We start from the raw sequence: 22,003 nt of genomic DNA on the forward strand, positions 1-22,003 counted from the left end.
TCCAAGTATTACATATATTATAAGAGTATATTTAAACTACTATAAATACTATCTAATTACCTACACTATATTCCTTTACTTGTATAAATTTTATACTAATGCTTTTTTATATAGTCGGTTATAAATTAGTAATATTATACCACACCACAGTATATTATAGTTTATTACTTCCAATAAAAATGAAAGTTACCATTGGCGGATAACTTTCATCTTCTAAATATTAATATGTACATCCACACAATCGCCATTTCCTTCAAAATGACCAATGTCGTCTAGTACGGGGTTTCTTTATTACTAGGTTCAGCAAAAATATTATCCCCTTTAAAATCCTTAAGTTCTTCTCTTATCTTCTCTTCATAATCTTTATTAGTTACAACATAAAGATTCTCTTTTTTTATCAATGGAGTCACTCTATCTACTGTATTAACTAAAAAACTTTTCTCATTAATTATTTTTAAAAATTGTTTTGGTTCATTTGTTCTAGAGAGTGGATATAATCTGCTACCTTTCCCACCTGCTAGAATTAAGCCGTATATCACTAAGTAACAACTCCATGTTAATGTTATTACTTTATTATATGAGATGGTGTATTCTTTGTGCTTTTTCTTATTTTATTTCTAATAATTTATTAAATGCTTCAATTTTTTCAGAATACATTCCATTTTAGTTCTTTAAAAACAGAATACAAAGCAACAAAGTGTTATTCACTATCTCCTACAGCATCTTGATAAAGTCGTTGCTTTTCAATCTTCTTTTTACAATTCTGATTCAATTCAGGAATATTTGTAGTACCAGCTTCTTTAGCCATATGATAATATTCACATTTGTAATTAATTAGATCAAGTGATTTCTGAAGAATAGCTATTTGCTGTTCAGTTTCTCTCTTTCGTTCCAAAAACATTTCATAACGCTGGTCGATAGTAGAATCACCTTTTTCGCACCACTCAAAAAATGTTTTAATTTCTTTTAATTCCATTCCAGTGTTTTTCAAACATTCTATCATATTTAACCAACGAACATCCATGTCATTGAATACACGAATGTTACCACTTGTACGCTCAATTAAAGGGAGAAGTCCTTTTTTATCGTAATATCTTAAAGTTGAAATAGGAATTTCAAGCATTTCCGAAACTTCACCAATTGAATATGTCATATCCTTTCACCTCACAAAAATCGTTTTACTTAAAAGTATTAAGTTATTATACAATTCAAACCTAACCTGAAGTCAATATTTATTTTTTATTAATTTGTAAATACTAACACAAAAAAGATTAATAGTCTTTAAAACAAAAAATATATAAAGTACTTGACCTAAAGTTAGGTTTAGGTATTAAGATATGAACTATAGAATTTCGTTTTGAGCAATTGTATTAGTATAGAATGTTCAACACAAATGAATTTTAGGAGGATGAAATATGTATTTACAAAAAATAAATTCACCAGAAGATGTTAAAAAATTATCAGTAAATGAAATGAAAGATTTAAGTGCAGAAATACGTGAAGTACTACTTAAGAAGTTAAGTGAACATGGAGGACATATTGGTCCTAATCTTGGAATTGTAGAACTTACTGTTGCACTACATTATGTATTTAACTCACCAAAAGATAAGATTGTTTATGATGTTTCTCATCAAAGCTATATTCATAAAATGCTTACTGGAAGAAAGGAAGCATTTATAAATTCTGAAAAATATGATGATGTATCTGGTTATTCTAACCCAGAAGAAAGCAAGCATGACTTTTTTAACATTGGTCATACATCAACATCTATAAGTCTTGCCTGCGGTCTTGCTAAAGCAAGAGATTTAAAAAATGAGAAAGATAATATTATTGCTATTATTGGAGATGGTTCACTAAGCGGTGGTGAAGCCTATGAAGGACTTAATAATGCTGCTGAAGCAGGAACAAACATGATTATTATTGTAAATGATAATGATATGTCTATTGCAGAAAACCATGGTGGTTTATATAAAAATCTTAAAGAACTTGGAGACACAGAAGGAAGAGCTGAATGTAACTTCTTTAAGGCAATGGGACTTGATTACTATTATGTAAAAGACGGACATGATTTTGACGAGTTAATCAGCGTACTTAACAAAGTTAAGGATATACATCGCCCAGTAGTTGTTCATGTTCATACAATTAAAGGAAAAGGTTTCGAATTTGCTGAAAAAAATAAGGAACAATGGCACTGGGGAATGCCTTTTGTATTGGAAACAGGGGAATCAAAATTCTCTATGGGTAATGTTGAGAGTTATGGAGATCTTACAGGAAAATACCTGTTAAATGCAATGAAAAAGGACCCAAAAGTGGTTGCTATTACATCAGCAACTCCAACTGTACTTGGTTTTGGCCTAGAAAGAAGGAAAGAAGCTGGCAGACAATTTGTTGATGTTGGTATTGCAGAAGAACATGCAGTTGCTTTGGCTTCAGGAATTGCAGCAAATGGTGGAAATCCAGTTTACGGAGTATACAGTACATTTCTTCAAAGGACATATGATCAGCTTTCACAAGATCTATGCATAAATAATAATCCAGCAGTAATACTAGTAAATTATGCTTCTGTTTATGGAATGAATGATGTAACACATCTTGGATTATACGATATTGGTATGATGAGTAACATTCCAAATATGGTATACCTTGCCCCAACATGTAAAGAAGAATATTTTTCAATGCTTAAATGGGGAATGAATCAACAAGATCATCCAGTAGCTATACGTGTTCCAGCAATGGGAGTAATCAAAAGCGGAGTTGAAGATAATACAGATTATTCAAAATTGAATAAATATCAAGTAACAAAAGCAGGAAAAGATGTTGCAGTTATTGCACTTGGAGATTTCTATCAGCTTGGTCAGGCAGTTGTTACAAAGCTTTTAAACGAAAACAACATTGACGCTACTCTAATTAATCCAAAGTATATAACAGGCATTGATGAAGAATTACTTGAAAACTTGAAAAAAGAACATAAACTTGTAATTACCCTTGAAGATGGTATCTTAGATGGAGGCTTTGGTGAAAAGATTGCAAGATTCTATGGTCCTTCTGACATGAAAGTAATAAATTATGGTATAAAGAAAGAATTACTAGATCGTTATGTTCCAGAAGAACTTATGAAGAGAAATAGACTAACAGATGTTCAGATGGTAGAAGATATCATGAATATCATAAAATAAACAATTTAAACAATAGCATAATATCAGATTTCACGTGATGATAAACTAAAAAAACATAATACATTTTATGAAAACAAGCAGTCCAATAGCATTAATATGTAGTGCTTCTGGACTGCTTTTTAATTCATCTATTACTTTTTTACTCTAGACAGCATTATAATTGTAATTATAATACACACTGTTCCTAACCACTGCATTATTCCAAGCTGTTCATGTAACCATAAAACAGATAATAAAGCTGCAGATAGAGGTTCAGCTGATGATAAGACGCTTGACTCTGTTGGTTTTATATATTTTAAACTTTCTAAAAAACAAGTAAAAGCAATTAAGGTTCCAAATAACACCACAAATATAACAGCCAATATTGATGTAATTGACCATTCACCAGTACAATTCCATGGTTGCTGAATAAAACTGAAAGCTATGCCACCTATTAACATACCCCATCCAACTACTAGTACCGCCCCCCATTTTTTAAGTAATGAACGAGGTTGTAATGTGTAAAAAGCTGCTGCAAATGCTGAGGCAATACCCCAAAATAGAGCTAACTTTGAAATGGATATACTATGAATATTACCTTTAGTAATGATAAAAAATGTACCTAACATAGCTAATCCAATAGCAATAATTTCTTTTAAACTTGGAACTTTTTTAGTGCGAATAGCTAAATAGCAAGTAATTATTATTGGTGATGAATATTGAAGTATCGTTGCTGTTGCTGCATTTCCATATTTAATAGCAGCAAAATATGTATACTGAACACCTAACATGCCTAAAACACTAAAAAATATAAGATTCAAACTATCATGTTTAGTTCTCCACACTTCCCATATATTTTGCTTACCCTTAATAAAAACATATAATAATAGTATTACCCCTGATACTAATAAGCGGATTACAACAAGCCATTCCGGACTAACCCCTTTTTCTTCAAATAAGTATTGAGCAACAGTTCCTGATATCCCCCATAGCATGGCCCCTATTATCACAAGTATTATTCCTTTTATCCTTGACTGAAAATTCACTATCTTTTCACTCCTTTTTGCAATTACCCTACGGCACAATAAATTTCCCTATAACAATTTACTAGTATCATAATTATAGATAATTGCAATTATATTGCTTTATTTAAATAAATATGTAATAATTTTATTACTATTTTCAACTTACAACAATTAATATATTGCTCAAAAATAAAACTATATTAGCGAGATGATAGAAATGCAAGTAACAAAAATAGAAGTAGATAACAATTTGCAAGAAACAACAAAACATGGTTCTTATGATTTCCCAATGGCAATTTATACTGATAATTTCAACTTATTTGAAGATGGGCATATAAGACTACATTGGCATAAAGAAATACAGTTTTCATATTCCCTTTATGAAAAAGTATACTTTTTTGTTGAAGGCGAGAAAATAATATTAGAACCAGGCGAAGGAATCATGATTAATTCCAATGTTCTGCATCAAGTTAAACCCTTTAACAGCAATAGTATTATGTTTTCTATTGTATTTGATCCAATTTTAATAGGAGGCATAAATCAGTCACTTATAGAACAAAAATATATAAAACCAATCTCGGAAAGTAGTAATTTAAAATTTATCTCTTTAAAGTCAACTGTTAAATGGCAGCAAAATATATTGAATTATTTAAAAGAGATCTTTTTATTATCTAATGAAAAAACATATGGTTACGAACTAGAAATGAGAAATTATTTATGTAGTGCTTGGCTAAATTTATTGCGGGAAATCAAAGAAGATATAAAAGACTGTGTCAATGTGGTTTCACATGATGAAGAACGTGTAAAATCAGCTTTATATTATATACACAAATGTTATTCAGAGGATATTTCCCTAGATAATATCGCTGCTGCTGCAAGTATTAGCAAAAGCGAATGTTGTCGTAGCTTTAAAAGAATTTTAAAAGTTACACCTTTTGAATACTTAATGGAATATAGAGTTTCAAAAGCAAAGGAACTACTTTTGAAAAACAAAGAACCTATTTCTAATATTGCCTTTGATGTAGGCTTTAATGGAACAAGTTATTTTGGAAAAATATTTAAAAAATATATAGGTTGTACTCCTTCTGAATATAGAAATAGCTCTATAAAAAATTCTATATACCCTTAATAAAAATAATAAATTGATACTTCAAACCATTAAAAAAGCTCCTATTATCTCATCTATTTATTGATGAAATAATAGGAGTAATAAATTTTCCAGAACATTTTTCCTTTATAAATATCTATGTAAACATACCAACACTTTTCTTTAACTTGAATTGATTAACTTGTCCTTTTAGCAATTCTGCTTGAGATGCTAATTCTTCACTTGCAGCTGCACTTTCTTCTGATGTAGCTGAATTAGTTTGCACTACATCTGATACTTGCATAATGCCTTCATTAACCTGTTCTATAGATTCTGCTTGCTCATTTGAAGCTCTAGTTATTTGGTCAATAAATTCTGCCACCTTAATTGTATCCCCAACTATTCTATTTAATACTTCAGCAGTTTCATTTACTATCTTAGTTCCTACTTCTGCTTTTTCAATGGAACCTTCAATCATATTAGCTGTCTCCTTAGCTGCTTTCGCTGATCTTGCTGCCAAGTTTCTAACTTCTTCTGCAACTACCCCAAAACCTTTCCCATGCTGTCCAGCTCTTGCTGCTTCTACAGCAGCATTTAGAGCTAAAATATTAGTTTGGAAAGCAATTTCATCAATTACTTTAATAATTTTATATATGTTACTTGAAGAATTATTTATTTCTTCTACAGCTCTCTTCATCTCTTCCATTTGTCCATGGCCTTCTTCTGCATTTAGCTTAGCATCTTCAGCAATACCATTAACCTTTGCAGCAATTTCTGCATTCATTTTTGTTTGTGCTGATATTTCTTCAACTGATGTAGTTAATTCTTCAATAGAACTAGCTTGTTCCATAGCTCCTTGGGAAAGAGCCGTACTAGAATCTGCTACTTGTTTTGATCCAGCTGATACTTGTTCTGCTACTGTATTTATATGGCTCATAGCTTTATTTAACTTTTCTGTCATCCTTTTAAAAGCTAATGACAATAAACCTAATTCGTCTTTACCTTTTACCTCAATATCAACATCAAAATCTCCGTCAGCTATCTTACTAGCTATTTCTATTATTCTATGTATCGGTCTACTTATAGATAAGGAAATTATTATACCTATACCTATGGCTGTTACTATCCCTAACACTTGAATTATTACCGACATCGTTGTTGTTTTAGCTGCAGTTATATCATTATTTTCTGATGTCTCCTTTGCTAGCCTTGTTTTTAAATGACTAAAGCCCTCAATGTTAGCCTTCAACTCTTCTAACGCTGGCTTTCCTTCTGTATAGAGAAGATTCGTTGCTTCTTGCCTTTTATTTTCATTTCTTAATTTTATTATCCTATTTACAACATCCAAATATTTTAACTTTGAATTCTTCAATTCTTTAATAGCTTCGTCCTCTTCTTTAGTAGATGTTGTTTTAGCTACTATGTCAAGGCTTAAGTCAAATTCACTACTTGCTTCTTTAATTTTATTCGTATATTCTTGTATCTCTGCTGAGTTTTCTTTTAATAGTATATCTCTAATATATCCTCTCATATTATTAAAAGATTCAGTGATATCAATTACTTCTCCTAGTGGTTCTGTCATCTTCTCATATAGCTTAGTATCAAGCTTATTGATATTATTCATATTTATTATTCCTTGAACTCCAATTATCCCTGTGATAACAGATACTATTAAAAATCCTAGCAGTATTTTTACTTTTACCTTCATATTATAAAACAATTTCATTATAATATTCCCCTTACAATATTAAGCATTATTAAACATTTCCTTTTCATCATCCGCTATAAGCTTATTACAATCTAAAATCAATTTCACTTCATTATCTACTTTTCCTATTCCGCTTATATATTTACTACTAACCTTATCTAAGCTTGGTGGCACTACAACATCTTTATCTGGTATTACTAGCACCTCTGAAACGCTATCCACTATAAGTCCAATAGATAATTCGTTTATATAAACAACAATTATGCAAGTTCTATCGTTGTATTCTATAAACTTTTTCTTAAATCTTAGTCTTACATCCATTACAGGAATTATCTTCCCTCTTAGATTAATAATTCCCCTTATATACTCAGGAAGTTCTGGAACTGAGGTTATTGGCTGTATACCTATTATCTCTATTACATTATCTATCCCTATTCCATATGATTCATTATCAAGTACAAATGTAAGATATTTTTCCTTTTGAGTATCTTCTTCTAAATCTTCAATATCATTAATTATATTTCCATCCATTTAAACACCACTCCAGCTTTTTAAATTAAACTTAAATCTTTAATAAATAGAACAAGTTAAATTCATATTTATAGAAATATACTAGTCAACTATACTTTTTTCAATTTCCTTTAGCTGTCTAATTACAGTTTCCTCATCAAAAGGTTTTAATATAAAAGATATAGCACCTGCCATTATAGCCTCCTTAACTGATGTTTCATGCCCCATGGATGAAATAACGACAATCTTTGCCTCATTATCAATCATCTTTATCATCTTTGTTGCATCTACTCCACCAAGCTCTGGCATGGTCAAATCCATTGTTACAAAATCTGGCTTAAGTTGTCTGTATAATTGAATAGCCTTAACACCATTTTCAGCTTCACCTACAACTTCAAATCCACATCTCTCTAAAATTCCTTTTAGAGAAAGTCTCATAAAAGCTGCATCATCTACTACAAGTACTCTCTTCATAATTATTCTCCCCTTTATTTATCTTATTTAAATTCTTATCTATTTACTCCAACATTTATATTTTAAGGGTTTTATTAAACTCTTTGTAGTACCTCTAGTCATCGATTAGAATGCAAATTGCACATAATTTATATAAAAATGCAAACTGCATTAGCCGTTTTTTTACATTTTTATACACATTAATGCAATTTTATACATTGTTCTCATATTTAAAAACTGGTATAATTTTTCTTAGTGAATAATAATGATTTGGTATGGGGTGGGAATTATGACAACGGTTATTATAGCTGAAGATCAGAAGCTCTTGAGAGAAAGTTTTAAGAAAGTAATTGAAAGTAATAGTGACATAAAAGTTTTAGCTTGCGCCACTAATGGCTTAGAAGCATATGACTTGTGTAAAAAATATAAACCTAATGTAGTTTTAATGGATTTGATTATGCCTGTTTGTAATGGTTCAAAAGCTACAAAGTTAATAAAAACTGATTTTCCACATATTAAAGTACTAATACTAAGTGCATCTAATGATAAAAAAGATGTCACTGATGCGATACGCAATGGTGCCGATGGTTATATTCTTAAAAGTATAAGCACTGAAGAACTTATACTTTCTATAAAGAGCACTTCATTAGGTCTTGGTGTAATTACTAAAGATATTTTAAATCCAATGGTACTCAATATACATAACGAAAACAAAAAATCATTAAAAAGAAATGTTAGCGTTGCTGGTATAAATATATCTCTAACAGAAAGAGAACTGCATATTGTTTCTATGATTGTCGATGGAAAAGATAACAAGGAAATTGGAGCATCACTATTCATTGCAGAAGGCACTGTTAAAAACATTATTACCGAAATTATTTCTAAACTTCAATTAAAAGATCGTACCCAACTGGCAGTATACGCTGTAAGAAACGAATTAGTTTAAACAAAAAAGACTTCCTAGAAGTCTTTTTTATTTAATGAAATTTAACAATACATTAGGTATATTTGCTAGTGATGCCTGTTTTTCAACAGCCCCTATCTCAAATGCCACTTTTGGCATACCATATACTACAGAGGTTTCTTCATCTTGCCCAATAGTTCTTGCGCCTGCTTTTCTCATAGACAGAAGTCCCTTTGCACCATCTCGCCCCATACCAGTAAGTATAATACCTATAGAACTTTTAGCTGCTATCTTTGCTACAGATTCAAATAATACATCTACAGAAGGACAATGTCCGCTAACTTTATCTCCTATACTAGTTTCTACAATATATTTACTATCTACTTTTTTAACTTTCATATGTTTATCTCCTGGCGCTATTAGCACAGTTCCTTGTTCAATAACATCTCCAGTTTCTGCTTCTTTAACCTTAAATTCAGTCTGCACATTAAGTCTCTCAGCAAACATCTTTGAAAAAGCTGGAGGTATATGCTGAACTATAACTATGCCAGGCACTGATTTGGGTAAAACTTTTAATATACTATAGATTGCTTCTGTTCCCCCTGTGGACGCCCCAACTGCAATTATCTTATTGCTAATATCACTTAAGCTATTATTTTTTTCTTCTATCTTAAACTTTTCATGCATATAATTTGTAGATAAATTAATATTTGTTGCACCCTTAATCTTTAAAGTTAATTCCTTAATAAAGTTTTCAAAATTATTTGCAGTCATAGTATCAGGTTTAGTTAAGAAATCTACTGCACCTGCATCCATTGCCTCAAACGCCATATCGCTTAGTGAACTAATAACTATCACTGGAATTTTATATTGCGGAAGTAGTCTTTTTATAAATTCAACACCATTTAACTTAGGCATTAATACATCACAAATCATAACATCAGGGCTTAATTCAAGAATTTTATCTCTAGCATCATATGGATCTTTTGCTTTTCCAACTACCTCTATATTAGCATCTTTAGATATTCCCTTTGAAATTGCCTCTCGAAATAACACACTATCATCAACTACCAACACTCTAATTCTTCCCATAGATTTATTCCTTTCTATATACAGAAGGCATTATATACTTAAATCCTCCTAATCCACCATTTAAGGACTCCGAATGTCCAATAAAAAGATACCCACCGTATTCCATATTATCATAAAACTTACAAATCAATTTATCTTTAGTATCATTATCAAAATAGATCATTACATTTCTGCAAAAAATCACATGAAATTTCTTCTTAAAAGGAAATATGCTATCCATTAAATTAAATTTTCTATATACAATTTCATCTTTTATCTTATCTATAAAAACAAAATTATCTTCATCATATTTTTTTAAATACTCTTTTTTCCACCTATCAGGTAAAGGTGAGACTTGCTCTTTGCTATATATCCCACTTATAGCCATACTTAGGACATTTTCTGATATATCAGTAGCTAATAATTTTTTATCCCAACATAATTTTTCTCTTTGACAGAATTCATCTAATATCATAGCTATTGTATAAGCTTCCTCCCCCGATGCACAACCAGCGCACCATATTCTCAAATCTCTGTCCTTAATTGTATTAGCTAAGCTCGGCAAAACATTTTCTCTCATATAATGAAAATGATTATTTTCACGCATAAAATATGTGTGATTAGTTGTAATTTTATTAATTAATGTAATAGCAGCCTTTCCAGTTCTATCGCCAATTAAATACTGATAATATTGAGAAAAACTTTCAAGATTATGTTCTGCCAATACAGTATGCAATCTTCCGATAAGCAGAATCTTTTTCTCCTCCTTTAAATTAATCCCATAGTTATCCTTAATATATCTAGCTAACTGATTGAACTCTTTTTCTGTAATTGTAATCATAAAATCCCCTTATTTTAATACTTTCCAAATTCACTATCACTAAGTATTATTCTTTTAGGATTTGATTCATTTTTATTTTTAATTAAATCCTCTTCTCTAGAAAAATCATTATTCTCTCTAAAATTAGATTCTACATAAAAATTTGAATTACTATCTTTCTTTAAATAGAACATATTAACTTGATCTTTTAAAACTTCAGCTTGCCCTGCTAGCTCCTCACTTGAAGCTGCACCTTCTTCTGCAGTAGCAGAATTACTTTGTACAACTTGTGATATTTGTACAACTCCTTGAGATATTTGCGCTATTCCAGTAGCTTGTTCATCTGATGCTATTGCTATTTCATTAATTATTCCTGCAACGTCTTCAACATCCATTACTATTTTACCTAGAGCATCTGCCGTTTGATTTGCTATATTAGTTCCATCTTCTATTTTGATAATAGATTCCTCTATTATCTCTGTAGTTTCTTTAGCTGCTTTTGCAGACCTTGCTGCTAAATTACGTACTTCCTCTGCTACAACAGTAAATCCTTTTCCATACTTTCCTGCTCTTGCAGCTTCTACAGCTGCATTTAACGCAAGTATATTAGTTTGGAATGCAATTTCATCAATCACCTTAATAATTTTAGAAATATTATTAGAAGAAACATTAATTTCATCCATTGCATTAAGCATTAATTTCATCTCACTATTTCTTTTTACAGCATTGGTTTTTGTGCTATCTGCTATATCATTAGCCTTTCTCGCATTTTCGGCATTCATTTTTATTTGTGCAGATATTTCTTCAATAGAAGCTGTTAATTCTTCAACAGCACTTGCTTGTTCCGTAGCTCCTTGTGATAGGGCTACAGTTGAATCTGCAATTTGTTTAGATCCTATTGTAACTTGTTCTGCTGCAAAACTGATATTCCCCATAACTTCATTTAACTTGTAAGACATTTTCTTCATAGATTTTGAAAGAACACCTATTTCATCATTAGAGTCATCTGTAATATCTACATTTAAATTACCATTACTTATTTCACCTGTTACCCCTACAAGCTTTGATATAGGTTTACTTATACTTCTAGAAATAAGAATTCCTAAAACTAAGGCTACTACTATTGCAAAGATAATTACAATAACCATAGTTGTGATAGCAGTATGTACTACTGAGGAATATTCAGCAGCTTTATCTGTTCCTTTCGATATATTTAATTCAAACAAACTATCAATTGAGTCATTTATTTCTGATGATATATCCTGTGTTGAAGCTTGAATCAATAATGCATAACTCTCATTTTCCTTCCCAGAAAGAGTCATATTAATAATATTGTCTTGAATAGAATTATATTTATTAATGGATTTTTTAAGATTCGATACCTTCTCCTTCGCGTCTTCTGTCTGAATTGCTTTTTCAAATTTCTCTAAACTTTGTTCCATATCACTGCTATAACTCTTTATTTTAGTTATATATTCATTTCTATTGTTACTATCCTTTTCTATTATAATCTTGTACAAATTTATTTTAATTCTTTGATATGCAATAGAGACATTTGCGATATCTGCATTGCTTGCCCCATAATTTACATATAAATCAGTATAATTTTTATCTGTCTCATTTATTTTCACAATCCCAACAAATCCTACAATACCACATATTAATGCTAAAGCTATAAATCCAGCTATTAATTTTGTTCCAATCTTTATATCTTTAAAAAACTTTATCATAATCCTCATAATCCTCCGTATATCTTAATATATTAGATTTATTAATCCTGTAATATCTATAATTAAACTTATATTTCCATCTCCTAAAAGCGTACACCCTGATAAATCTTTTATATTCCTAATATTTTTAATATAACTTGGCAATGCTTTAACTACCACTTGTTGTTGTCCTAATAATTCATCTACCCAAATACAAAAGCCCTTATTATCTTGTTCCACCATTATAAGCACACCTTCTGAGACCTTGCTTATATTTGTCTCCACAGAAAAATGTTCATTTAATCTAACTATTGGATAACATTTCCCTCTTACCATAATCATTTCATTATTATCTGGATCATTAATAATATCACTATCCTTAGGCCTAAAGAATTCCTTTATCGAACTAGTTGGAAGAGTATATCTTGCCTTCCCCACCTTAACATTCATTCCATCTATAATTGCCAAAGTTAATGGTATTTTAATTAAAATACTTGTCCCTACACCTTCAGTACTATCAACCCTAACTGAACCACCAATCTTTTCAATATTTTTTGCCACAACATCCATACCAACGCCCCTGCCACTATATTCAGTTACAGCCTCTTTTGTTGAAAACCCTGGCAAAAATATAAGATTAAATATTTCTTCCCTTGTCATTTCATTTTCATCTTTAATAAGCAATCCATTTTCCCTTGCCTTTTTTAATATTTTCTCCTCACTCATACCCTTACCATCATCTTTTACTATGATAAGTACATCGCTGCCTGAATTTTTAGCTTGAAGCGTTACACTTCCTACTTTGTCTTTCCCTTTACTTACTCTTTCTTCAGTGGTCTCTATTCCGTGGTCAATTGAATTACGAACAATATGCATTAATGGATCAGATATATGTTCAATTATATTTTTATCAACTTCTGTTTCTTCTCCTATAATTGTTAACTTAACTTCCTTATCCATCTTTTTACTCATATCTCTTACAATTCTATTGAGCTTCTGAAATGTTGCAGAAAGAGGCACCATCCTTATGGACATAACAGTATCCTGAACCTCAGCTATAATCTTACGAAGCTGCCTAGCTGACTTTTGAAAATTGCCTAATTCAAGTCCTATTAAATCTGGGTTCTGTGTAACCATAGATTCCGACATAACTAGTTCACCAATTAGATCCATAAGTTTATTTGCCTTATCTAGACTCAAGCTTATAAACCCTTGATGGCTGGCTCCCTTTTCTTTTTTCTTTGTTTTATTCGCATTTTTCTCTTCATCTTTGTCTACTTGTTCTTTTGTAGTTATATCTTCTACAAATCTTTCCTCATTTAGTTTCTTAATCTTTAACTTATTTATAAAAAATGTTTCACTTATTATCGCTTTAACTGACTCCATATCTAAGTCTGAAGAAAAGGTAATATTAAAACCATCATTCCTGATTTGTCCATTAACCTTTTCATCATCTTCACTATCAAGTACATCTTTTGGTTTAGTGCTTACTACCTCACCAATTTGCGATACCTTGTGTATAATTTCAAAACATCTTATATTTTCCATTCCACAACCTTCATCAAAGTGAACAGTAGCTTCATATCCTTCACTGAAACATGTTTTTTTAACTTTACTGCTTTCTTCAATTTGAATTTGTTGTTTTTCTACTACCTCATCGCTTTCATGAACTTCTTTTATCTCTTTTAAAAATCCTTCTATATTACTGATCTTACTTGTACCGTCACCATCCGGAGTATTTCCTTCTTGTATTTTTACTATTTCATTTCGGATAAAATCAATAGCTTCCAATACAATATCACCCAATGTGTTACAGTCAATTTCCCCTGGTTTTTCCTCTCTAAGATAATAAAACAAATCTTCTACAGCATGAGATAATTCTGCGATATTATCAAACATCATCATTGCTGATGCCCCTTTAACTGTATGCATAATCCTAAATATTTCATTTATACAATCTGAAAAACCATTCCCCTTTTCCCCACTAATCACCAATTGCTCTAATTCTTCTATAAGTTGGGTAGTCTCAAATATATAAACATCTAACAAAGATTCATTCGAGGTGTTTTCCGACATTTAAAATTCCTCCCTAACAACTACTATAAAGACATAAATTAATCTATATTTTTATATTAAATACTTTTCTAACATCTTATAAGTACCGCTAGTCATTTCTTTAATGCTAAAAGCACCACTAATGTTATCACTGAATGCAAATTGCACGTTATTATAATAATCATAAAAAAACAGCAAAGTATATTTATGATTACATACTTTACTGTTTTACATTTAAAACTATTCTTTATATACGGGTATTTATTACCTTTCTATTCCCTTTTTGACTTATATCCTTTTCCTTTGAAGTTTCTTCTTTCTTAACATCAACTTTAATATCGGTGTCTTCTCTTTCTCCTATAGTATTACTATTTCCTTCGCCACCTTTTTCTTCAGATTTTATTTTACTGTTCTTTGAATATTCTTCTACTGCCTTTTTAGCACTTATAAGGCTCTTTTGAATATTTTTCATTTTTTCCTCTATCATTTGGTCTATTCTTCTTACCCTGGAAGAATTAATTCCATCTTCATGTATTGCTTTCTTTCTATACCCGTTAAGCTTTTGAACATGCTTACCATCGCTAGATGCAGAAATGAGACTATAGTTTACAGCTACATTTCCATCCCTCTCTTTTTCTTCAGCAGAATCATCTTTCTCAATTTGTTCTGTCATCTTTTTAAGAATTTCTTTACTACCCTCTTTAACTTTTTCAACGCTTTCTTTATCTATTTCAACATTTACCTTATCAATTTGTTTCTTAACTTCGTCTATCTTCTTTTTTTTCTCAGAATCATTTGAACCTTTATCTTTTTCTATAAGCTGAATTTGCTTTTGCAAACTTTCTTTTTGTTTCATCAGCAAATTTGCTCTATTATCCTTAGTATAACCGGTATTCATCACTATTGGCCTATTTATGCCAATACTTATACTCATACTAACTCCCCCCATGTTCCTTTATAAATAAAATACTATATTTGTAATAATTATCGTATTTTACTTATATTTCTTTATATTTAATAAAGATATTTTTTTGTAATAAATATACATAATACATATAATAATAGGCATTTGAAATGGATCTTTTCTCCTTTTCAAACGCCTACTTAAAACCTCTAATCTATTTTTTAATATCTATATCTCCTGAAGATGTATTTACATCTAAATTTTTATAAGGTCCGTTACCAATTTGTCCAGTTGCTTCATTTTCCTTTTTGTTTTTATAATTCAAATCAAAATCTGATGTTATATCTCCGGAAATACATTTCCCACTAAATTTAAAACTTAATTCACTTGGAATAAATATATTAATATCTCCAGAATGAGCACTAACATTGGAATATTCACTAATATCTTTGTATTGAATTTTTATATCTCCTGACCTAGATTCTATTTCTCCTGACCCTGAAACAGAATTTATATTAATATCTCCCGAAGAACTGCTAATATCATAGGTTTTGCTTGTTATAGATTCTACATCTACATTACCTGAACTAACTTTTATCTTAACATCATTAGCATTTATACCAGTCTCCATACCTATATCACCAGAATGAGCTGAGAAACTAACTTTGTTTAAGCTTGTTTCTAGGCTTGATTTAACATCTCCAGATGAAGATTCAACATTTAAATCCTTATTATAACTTTTAGGAATATATATTTCTATTTCCTCACTATAGATTCCAAAATGGAAAATACTAGATGCGTTTAATGATTTTTTTCTTATAATGACTTCGTCCCCTGTTTTATCAACAATAAATTTCTCATTATCATCTAGTTTGCTTTTTGCCCTCTGTACCACTTTCATTTTAGGCTCATCAGTAGTTTTCAATACTACATCACTACTAGAAAAGTTTATATTCACTTTGTTTAAATTAGTTAAATCTATGCTTTCTTCCTTTTGGATTGTAGTCTCTGAGTTAAAAGAAAATACAAATGGCTTAATCATATTTTTCATTCCCTTACCACTAACTATTCCATATACAAGAAATCCAGTTAATGAAATAGCTACAATTGCCCATATGGCAATTAGAGTTTTTATCAATTTCTTATTCACATTATCACTTCCTTAACTGAAAAGATAAAATAATAACTTTTTCAATAGCTACTCCGATTATAAATATAACCCAAGAAAATGACCATATTTTAAAAGCATAACTAGATAAAAAATATACTGCAAAAATAACAAGCCACACTATAGATTTTATTGATTTTATCACTTCTTTTTCTTTACTATTTGCTGATTTCCATTCTTTAAATTCTTCCACAATAGTATCATCAGCTTTTAAATATTTAGGTTTAGATACTGAATTATATATTATAAGACAAGTAGCTACTGCATCCATTGTAAGCATTACACAAACCGATACTTCTTCATTAATTCTAAGGACCTCAGTGAACATTATTAAAATAACCACACTCATAATATACAAACCTATTGCAATAGTTAAAACGAGCGCATTCTTCTTGCTACTTTTTTTCATATCTTCATAATTAAGCACATCTTTTTCCTTTAGACTCTTTATAAGTTCATCTATATCTCCTATGCTTGAAATAGCAATATTAAAAGCTTCCTCTTCATTTTTTCCTGAAGATATTAAATCATTATATTTATCCATAAGATTTGCTAGTAATTCTTCTTTAAGCTCTCTTGCTCTATAAGTCTCTGGCGCATTTTCAAATAATTCATCTAACTTTTCACGAAATTTTTCACACATAATTATTCTCCTCCATTAATTAACTTGTCAATTAACTGCTTTACATTTTCCCAATCCAGTTTATTTTGTTCTAATGCTGCTCTTCCAAGAGGCGTAATAGCATAATATCGTCTTCTGGCTCCTGTAGATTGATCTCCCCAGTAGGAAGTTATTAAATTTCCTTGCTCTAATCTTCTAAATGCAGAATATAAAGTTGCTTCCTTAAGTTCATATTGATTATCTGTCTTTTGTTGTATAGATTTATTTATCTCATAACCGTAACTATCCTTCTCTTCTAAGTGAGATAAAATTATAGTTTCTGTATGTCCTCTTATAATATCTGAAGTTATTGACATAAACCCACTCCTTTTTAAAATTATGACCTACAATTAAATTCATTTCTTCTTTAATATATAGTATATTCAAACATACCTCGCCTGTCAATGTATATTGCATATAAAAGTATATTTTTTTACGAATTACCTTATATATAATTATATAAAATAGAAAGACACTGCATTAAGCCGTGTCTAATAAAATTATATTCAATTTGATCTGCTATATTCTATCTTAAAATCCCTTTTTATTGTTAAGAAATCCTCCAGATCATTTAAAAATTGGAACAGTATAGCTCTATTTTCAAATTCATCTCGATTTTTAGGTAATTCCATCATTTGATATTCTTTTCTAAGAATTGTAATTTCATTAATTAAATTAACACAATCATTATCTTCATGAATATTAATAGCTACATTATTTGTAAACTCCGATAATATTCTAGTTTGATCATAAGTCATATAAAATCTTAAAAAATGCCTTTCCATTCTTTTTATAGATTCTAATTGAAGTATTCTCATATCTATGTAGCTTAAATAATAATTATACTTTTTAAATAGGTGATTATTACTTATACTCTGAGCTATAATTCTAGTACTTTTAATTAACTCTTCAACCTCTATCAATATTTTCTTCTGGTGAATTGACACAGCTTGGGTAACTAAACTAACTGCCATATCTGATAATAATAATCTATAATAATCTTCTATTCTTTCTTTATTCTTTTCAAATTTATCTTCTAAAGATGCTGTATATAAATTAAAAAGCATTGCAACACCAATTCCTATTATGGTTAACTTAGCTTCATTTATAATCCATGAGCTATTAATATTTGCACTTGTTAATAGATGCGTTGATAATACAGCCCCAACAACCATGCCTTCCTCTATTTTTAATCCCTTAGTTACAGATATAAAGATTAATAAAAACAACCCAAATACGACAGGATTATTCCCTAGTAATATATATAAGAAAAAAGATAAAAGTATAGCAATTGTAGATGCTAATATCCGTCTTCCACTAACTAGAATAGCTTCTTTTTTAGTGTCTTGAATGCTAAGTATAGCTATTATTCCTGAAGTTACCCCAAACTGTAAGCCTAAATAACTAGATATAGTAATTGCAATTGTAGCCGATAGCGCCATCTTAAATGTTTTTGATTGTAAATATTCTATCATTTTGTAACCCTTCTTCTATTGCCATAGTAATATGCTATTTGCTCTATTATAAACTAGATTTTTCTTTAAATGAATATATTTTTGCTACTTAATCTTTAATTCTAACTTTCACACTTACATTTTGTATTCTCTATAAACTTAATCAATTCCTTATTAAATTTTTCACGTTCATCATAGAACAATCCATGTCCACTCTGCTCAAATTTAACTAATTTAGAATCTTTGATAAATCTTCTTTGCTCTTCTGCTAGAGGGAATAAACATACCTTATCATGAATCCCATGAAGAATTAATGTTGGCACTTTTATTTTTCTCATATCATAAAATAACTGTTCTTCATCAAGCCAAGTTTTTGCAATTTCAGCTGTAGCCCAACCTGCTGCTTGTAACCCTATTGCAAAGAACCAATCTGAAAATGGTTTGCTTACCTTTTTATAAAAGAATATATCCCCAAAACTTCTTAACATTTTAGGACGATCAGCATATGTTCCTTTTATTATTTCTTCTACCGCTTCTGTTTTTAATCCAAAAGGGAAATATGAACGCTTAGTAAGACTAGGAGCTGCTGCTGCAAAAAGTGCTAACTTTGATACTCCATACCCATTATGTCTTGCCATATATCTAATTGCAATTGCACCACCTGTAGAGTGCCCTGCTAAAGTAAAATTCTTTAATTGAAGGGACTCTATAACAGCTCTAACATCATCTGATAATGTATTATAATCATAACCTGTTAATGGCTTATCTGAATTTCCAAATCCTCTTTGATCTAAACCAATACACCTATATCCCTTTTTAGAAAGATAATCAAACTGATACTCAAATAGCTTATGGCTCCCTGGCCATCCATGAAGAAATAAAATTGTATTTTTCCCTTCTTCATTAAGATCTTCTACATAAATTTTCACATTCTGTTCTACTTTTAAATAATAGCCCATAATATATCTCCATAAATAAATACTTATTAGCAGTATATTCTTAATAATAGAAAAAAAATTACAAAACTAGCTGTACAGTTTTAGAAATTATTCATGATTGTAATCATTCCCCTAATAGTGATAAAACTCTTCTAAACTCGCATTTTATCGGTATATTCTTCAGAATATAAGAATATTACCATATTTATGGTTAAGAATATTGCCATATAATAATATTTTGATACATTTTATCCTATGTATTCTTTTAATATTTTAATTGGATTAAAATATTGTATAAAGGTTTTCTAAACATAATACGATAATTAGAATAAATATAAAATTTTAGTATTGGAGAGTTTATATGATGAATAAGACATGGGGCAAAAAACAAACTTCTAAATTTAAATTTAACAGCATTAGAATTAAACTAATTACTAGTTTGATTACGATTTGCATGATTCCATTAGTAGCACTTGGTATCACTTCCTATTTTAAGTCTAAAGCCATTTTACATGACAATTTAACAACTACAAGTACTCAAACACTTACTGAAATAAATAGTGGACTTACAGAGTACTTCAACAGGTTTACTAATATGACTTCTATATTAGCAAACAACCTTGAAGATGCAGAAAACAGTGGAACCTCAAATGATATAACTAATATACTTAAAGCAACACAAAGCACCAATAAAGATATATCTTCAGTTTATTACGGAACTTCATCTGGTAAGTATAGTATGTATCCATTAGAAAAAATGCCAGATGGATATGACGCCACTCAACGTCCTTGGTATAAACAAGCTATAGAAAACAAAGGCAAAGCTATAATAACACCTCCATATAAAGGAGCTTCTACAGGAAAGCTAATGATTACAATTGCGAAAACAGTAGAGAAAAACGGTCAGGTAGTCGGCGTTATAGGAATGGATTGCACTTTAGATACGCTTTCAGATAAGATTGCTGAGAAAAAGATGGGTAATGCAGGCTATGCATTCATTACAGATTCGTCGGGAATTATAATAGCTCATCCTGATAAAGATACTATTAATACAGAATTATCTATTTGGAATCTAATGAAATCTGATAATAAAGGTTTTATTGAATATGAGTATCAAGGTAATCAGAAATTTGGAGTATTTCAAACTAATGAACTTACAGGTTGGAAATTAGTAGCAGTATTACCTGAATCAGAGCTAACAATTAATACAAAGTCTATATTAAATATGACATTCTTATTTATAGGTATTATTGGAGTAGTTTCCATAGCATTAGCCTTATTGTTGAGTAATGGAATAGCTCAAAATATAAAGAGACTAAAAGATGTTTTTGCAAAGGCATCAAATGGTGATTTAACTGTATCTATAGAAGCAACAACAAAAGATGAATTTAAGGATTTAGCAGATTCATTCAATTCCATGATTGATAATATATCAAAACTAATGAATAATGTTACAAATTCATCAAAAGAGGTTTTAGAAACATCCTCAAATCTCGCAAGTATGTCAGAAGAAGTAACTGCCTCTGTAGGAGAAGTAGCAAAAGCTATCGAAGAAGTGGCATTAGGAGCAACTAACCAAGCTCAAAGTGCTCAAAACGGATCAGAAGAGATGAACAAATTATCAGATAAGTTAGATAAAGTTGCTACAAGCTCAAAGGAAGTAGACGATCTTTCTATGAACACTAAAGAACTAGGATCCAAAGGGCTATCTATGATAGATACATTAATAGAAAAGTCAAATAAAACTAAGCTGGTAACTGCTGAAGTTAATGATATAGTTAATGATATGAACGAAAGCACTAAAAAAATAGATACTATATCAGAAACTATTTCACAAATAACAGAACAAACAAATCTTTTATCTTTAAATGCAAGTATAGAGTCTGCACGTGCAGGTGAAGCTGGAAAAGGATTTGCTGTTGTAGCAGAAGAAATAAGAAAACTAGCAGAACAATCTAGTCACTCAACAGAAGAAATAAGAGCAATTATAGCAAATATACAAGAGAAATCAAACAGTGCAGTTAACGCTATAAAGTTTACTAATAATGTAGTAAATGAGCAAGATTTAGCTGTAGGAGAAACTAAGAAAATATTTAGTGAAATCCTTGAATCCATCGAAACAGTTTTAAGTAAAGTAAAAGAAACAAAGCTATATATTGTTGAAATAGAAGGTAAAAAGAAAAATGTATTAGAGGAAATAGAAGGTATATCTTCTGTTTCTCAAGAAACAGCATCAGCAACTGAAGAAGTTACTGCATCTACAGAAGAAATATCTTCTGCAATGATTAAGTTCACAAACTTTGCAGAAGAACTTCAAACATTAGCAGAAAAACTAGAAACAGAAATACAAAAATTCACTATAGACTAATAAGTGAATATAA

Annotated in this window: 20 protein-coding genes; 4 read left to right on the forward strand and 16 right to left on the reverse strand. The window is 30.1% G+C overall.

Annotated elements, in window-relative coordinates; translation table 11 throughout:
• Positions 1-272 precede the first annotated feature (272 nt).
• On the reverse strand, positions 273-539 hold the full coding sequence (locus tag H9661_RS10020) for a sugar phosphate nucleotidyltransferase (protein WP_143316912.1): 267 nt from the start codon (positions 537-539) through the stop codon (positions 273-275).
• Between the two features lie 161 nt (positions 540-700).
• Positions 701-1,153 (reverse strand): MerR family transcriptional regulator, encoded by a 453-nt coding sequence (locus tag H9661_RS10025; protein WP_143316913.1) that lies wholly within the window; start codon positions 1,151-1,153, stop codon positions 701-703.
• A gap of 262 nt (positions 1,154-1,415) precedes the next feature.
• Here H9661_RS10025 and H9661_RS10030 point away from each other — a divergent pair, with 262 nt between their 5' ends.
• On the forward strand, positions 1,416-3,176 hold the full coding sequence (locus tag H9661_RS10030; RefSeq protein WP_191768582.1) for a 1-deoxy-D-xylulose-5-phosphate synthase: 1,761 nt from the start codon (positions 1,416-1,418) through the stop codon (positions 3,174-3,176).
• 131 nt (positions 3,177-3,307) lie between these two features.
• On the opposite strand, the gene H9661_RS10035 is transcribed toward H9661_RS10030, so the two are convergent.
• Positions 3,308-4,201, reverse strand: coding sequence for a DMT family transporter (locus tag H9661_RS10035; RefSeq protein WP_143316915.1), 894 nt, complete (start codon positions 4,199-4,201; stop codon positions 3,308-3,310).
• Positions 4,202-4,397: 196 nt separating this feature from the next.
• Between H9661_RS10035 and H9661_RS10040 the strand changes: the two genes are divergently transcribed.
• Complete coding sequence (locus tag H9661_RS10040) at positions 4,398-5,309, forward strand: AraC family transcriptional regulator (RefSeq protein ID WP_191768584.1); 912 nt, start codon at positions 4,398-4,400, stop codon at positions 5,307-5,309.
• Positions 5,310-5,424: 115 nt separating this feature from the next.
• On the opposite strand, the gene H9661_RS10045 is transcribed toward H9661_RS10040, so the two are convergent.
• From H9661_RS10045 to H9661_RS10055, 3 genes are all read right to left on the reverse strand, one after another.
• Positions 5,425-6,993, reverse strand: coding sequence for a methyl-accepting chemotaxis protein (locus H9661_RS10045; RefSeq protein ID WP_191768586.1), 1,569 nt, complete (start codon positions 6,991-6,993; stop codon positions 5,425-5,427).
• Positions 6,994-7,014: 21 nt separating this feature from the next.
• On the reverse strand, positions 7,015-7,506 hold the full coding sequence (locus H9661_RS10050) for a chemotaxis protein CheW (RefSeq protein WP_191768588.1): 492 nt from the start codon (positions 7,504-7,506) through the stop codon (positions 7,015-7,017).
• An 81-nt stretch (positions 7,507-7,587) separates the two neighbouring features.
• Positions 7,588-7,959, reverse strand: a complete 372-nt coding sequence (locus H9661_RS10055; RefSeq protein ID WP_143316919.1) for a response regulator — start codon at positions 7,957-7,959, stop codon at positions 7,588-7,590.
• Positions 7,960-8,227: 268 nt separating this feature from the next.
• Between H9661_RS10055 and H9661_RS10060 the strand changes: the two genes are divergently transcribed.
• Positions 8,228-8,884, forward strand: a complete 657-nt coding sequence (locus tag H9661_RS10060; protein WP_143316920.1) for a response regulator transcription factor — start codon at positions 8,228-8,230, stop codon at positions 8,882-8,884.
• Positions 8,885-8,911: 27 nt separating this feature from the next.
• On the opposite strand, the gene H9661_RS10065 is transcribed toward H9661_RS10060, so the two are convergent.
• From H9661_RS10065 to H9661_RS10110, 10 genes are all read right to left on the reverse strand, one after another.
• Positions 8,912-9,934: a protein-glutamate methylesterase/protein-glutamine glutaminase gene (locus H9661_RS10065; protein ID WP_143316921.1), complete on the reverse strand. Its 1,023-nt coding sequence runs from the start codon at positions 9,932-9,934 to the stop codon at positions 8,912-8,914.
• A 4-nt stretch (positions 9,935-9,938) separates the two neighbouring features.
• Entirely contained in the window at positions 9,939-10,754 is an 816-nt protein-coding gene (locus tag H9661_RS10070) for a CheR family methyltransferase (protein WP_191768590.1), read from the reverse strand.
• 14 nt (positions 10,755-10,768) lie between these two features.
• On the reverse strand, positions 10,769-12,460 hold the full coding sequence (locus tag H9661_RS10075; protein ID WP_185966819.1) for a methyl-accepting chemotaxis protein: 1,692 nt from the start codon (positions 12,458-12,460) through the stop codon (positions 10,769-10,771).
• Positions 12,461-12,487: 27 nt separating this feature from the next.
• Positions 12,488-14,518 carry a chemotaxis protein CheA gene (locus H9661_RS10080; RefSeq protein WP_191768592.1) on the reverse strand — a complete coding sequence of 677 codons (2,031 nt, stop codon included), beginning with the start codon at positions 14,516-14,518 and terminating at the stop codon, positions 12,488-12,490.
• Between the two features lie 226 nt (positions 14,519-14,744).
• Positions 14,745-15,431: a hypothetical protein gene (locus tag H9661_RS10085; protein WP_191768594.1), complete on the reverse strand. Its 687-nt coding sequence runs from the start codon at positions 15,429-15,431 to the stop codon at positions 14,745-14,747.
• 184 nt (positions 15,432-15,615) lie between these two features.
• The gene (locus tag H9661_RS10090) at positions 15,616-16,551 is read right to left on the reverse strand and encodes a DUF4097 family beta strand repeat-containing protein (RefSeq protein ID WP_191768596.1); all 936 of its coding nucleotides are present in this window, start codon (positions 16,549-16,551) and stop codon (positions 15,616-15,618) included.
• Positions 16,552-16,555: 4 nt separating this feature from the next.
• Positions 16,556-17,212 carry a permease prefix domain 1-containing protein gene (locus H9661_RS10095; RefSeq protein ID WP_191768599.1) on the reverse strand — a complete coding sequence of 219 codons (657 nt, stop codon included), beginning with the start codon at positions 17,210-17,212 and terminating at the stop codon, positions 16,556-16,558.
• A gap of 2 nt (positions 17,213-17,214) precedes the next feature.
• A complete protein-coding gene (locus H9661_RS10100; protein ID WP_191768601.1) occupies positions 17,215-17,547 on the reverse strand; it encodes a PadR family transcriptional regulator in 333 nt (110 codons plus the stop codon).
• A gap of 189 nt (positions 17,548-17,736) precedes the next feature.
• Positions 17,737-18,705 carry an aromatic acid exporter family protein gene (locus H9661_RS10105; protein WP_143316929.1) on the reverse strand — a complete coding sequence of 323 codons (969 nt, stop codon included), beginning with the start codon at positions 18,703-18,705 and terminating at the stop codon, positions 17,737-17,739.
• A 101-nt stretch (positions 18,706-18,806) separates the two neighbouring features.
• Entirely contained in the window at positions 18,807-19,643 is an 837-nt protein-coding gene (locus H9661_RS10110) for an alpha/beta fold hydrolase (protein WP_191768603.1), read from the reverse strand.
• A 340-nt stretch (positions 19,644-19,983) separates the two neighbouring features.
• Between H9661_RS10110 and H9661_RS10115 the strand changes: the two genes are divergently transcribed.
• Positions 19,984-21,990, forward strand: a complete 2,007-nt coding sequence (locus H9661_RS10115) for a methyl-accepting chemotaxis protein (protein ID WP_243240385.1) — start codon at positions 19,984-19,986, stop codon at positions 21,988-21,990.
• Positions 21,991-22,003: the final 13 nt, after the last annotated feature.

Origin of the sequence: Clostridium cibarium, from assembly GCF_014836335.1 — a bacterium.
GTDB lineage: Bacteria > Bacillota > Clostridia > Clostridiales > Clostridiaceae > Clostridium > Clostridium cibarium.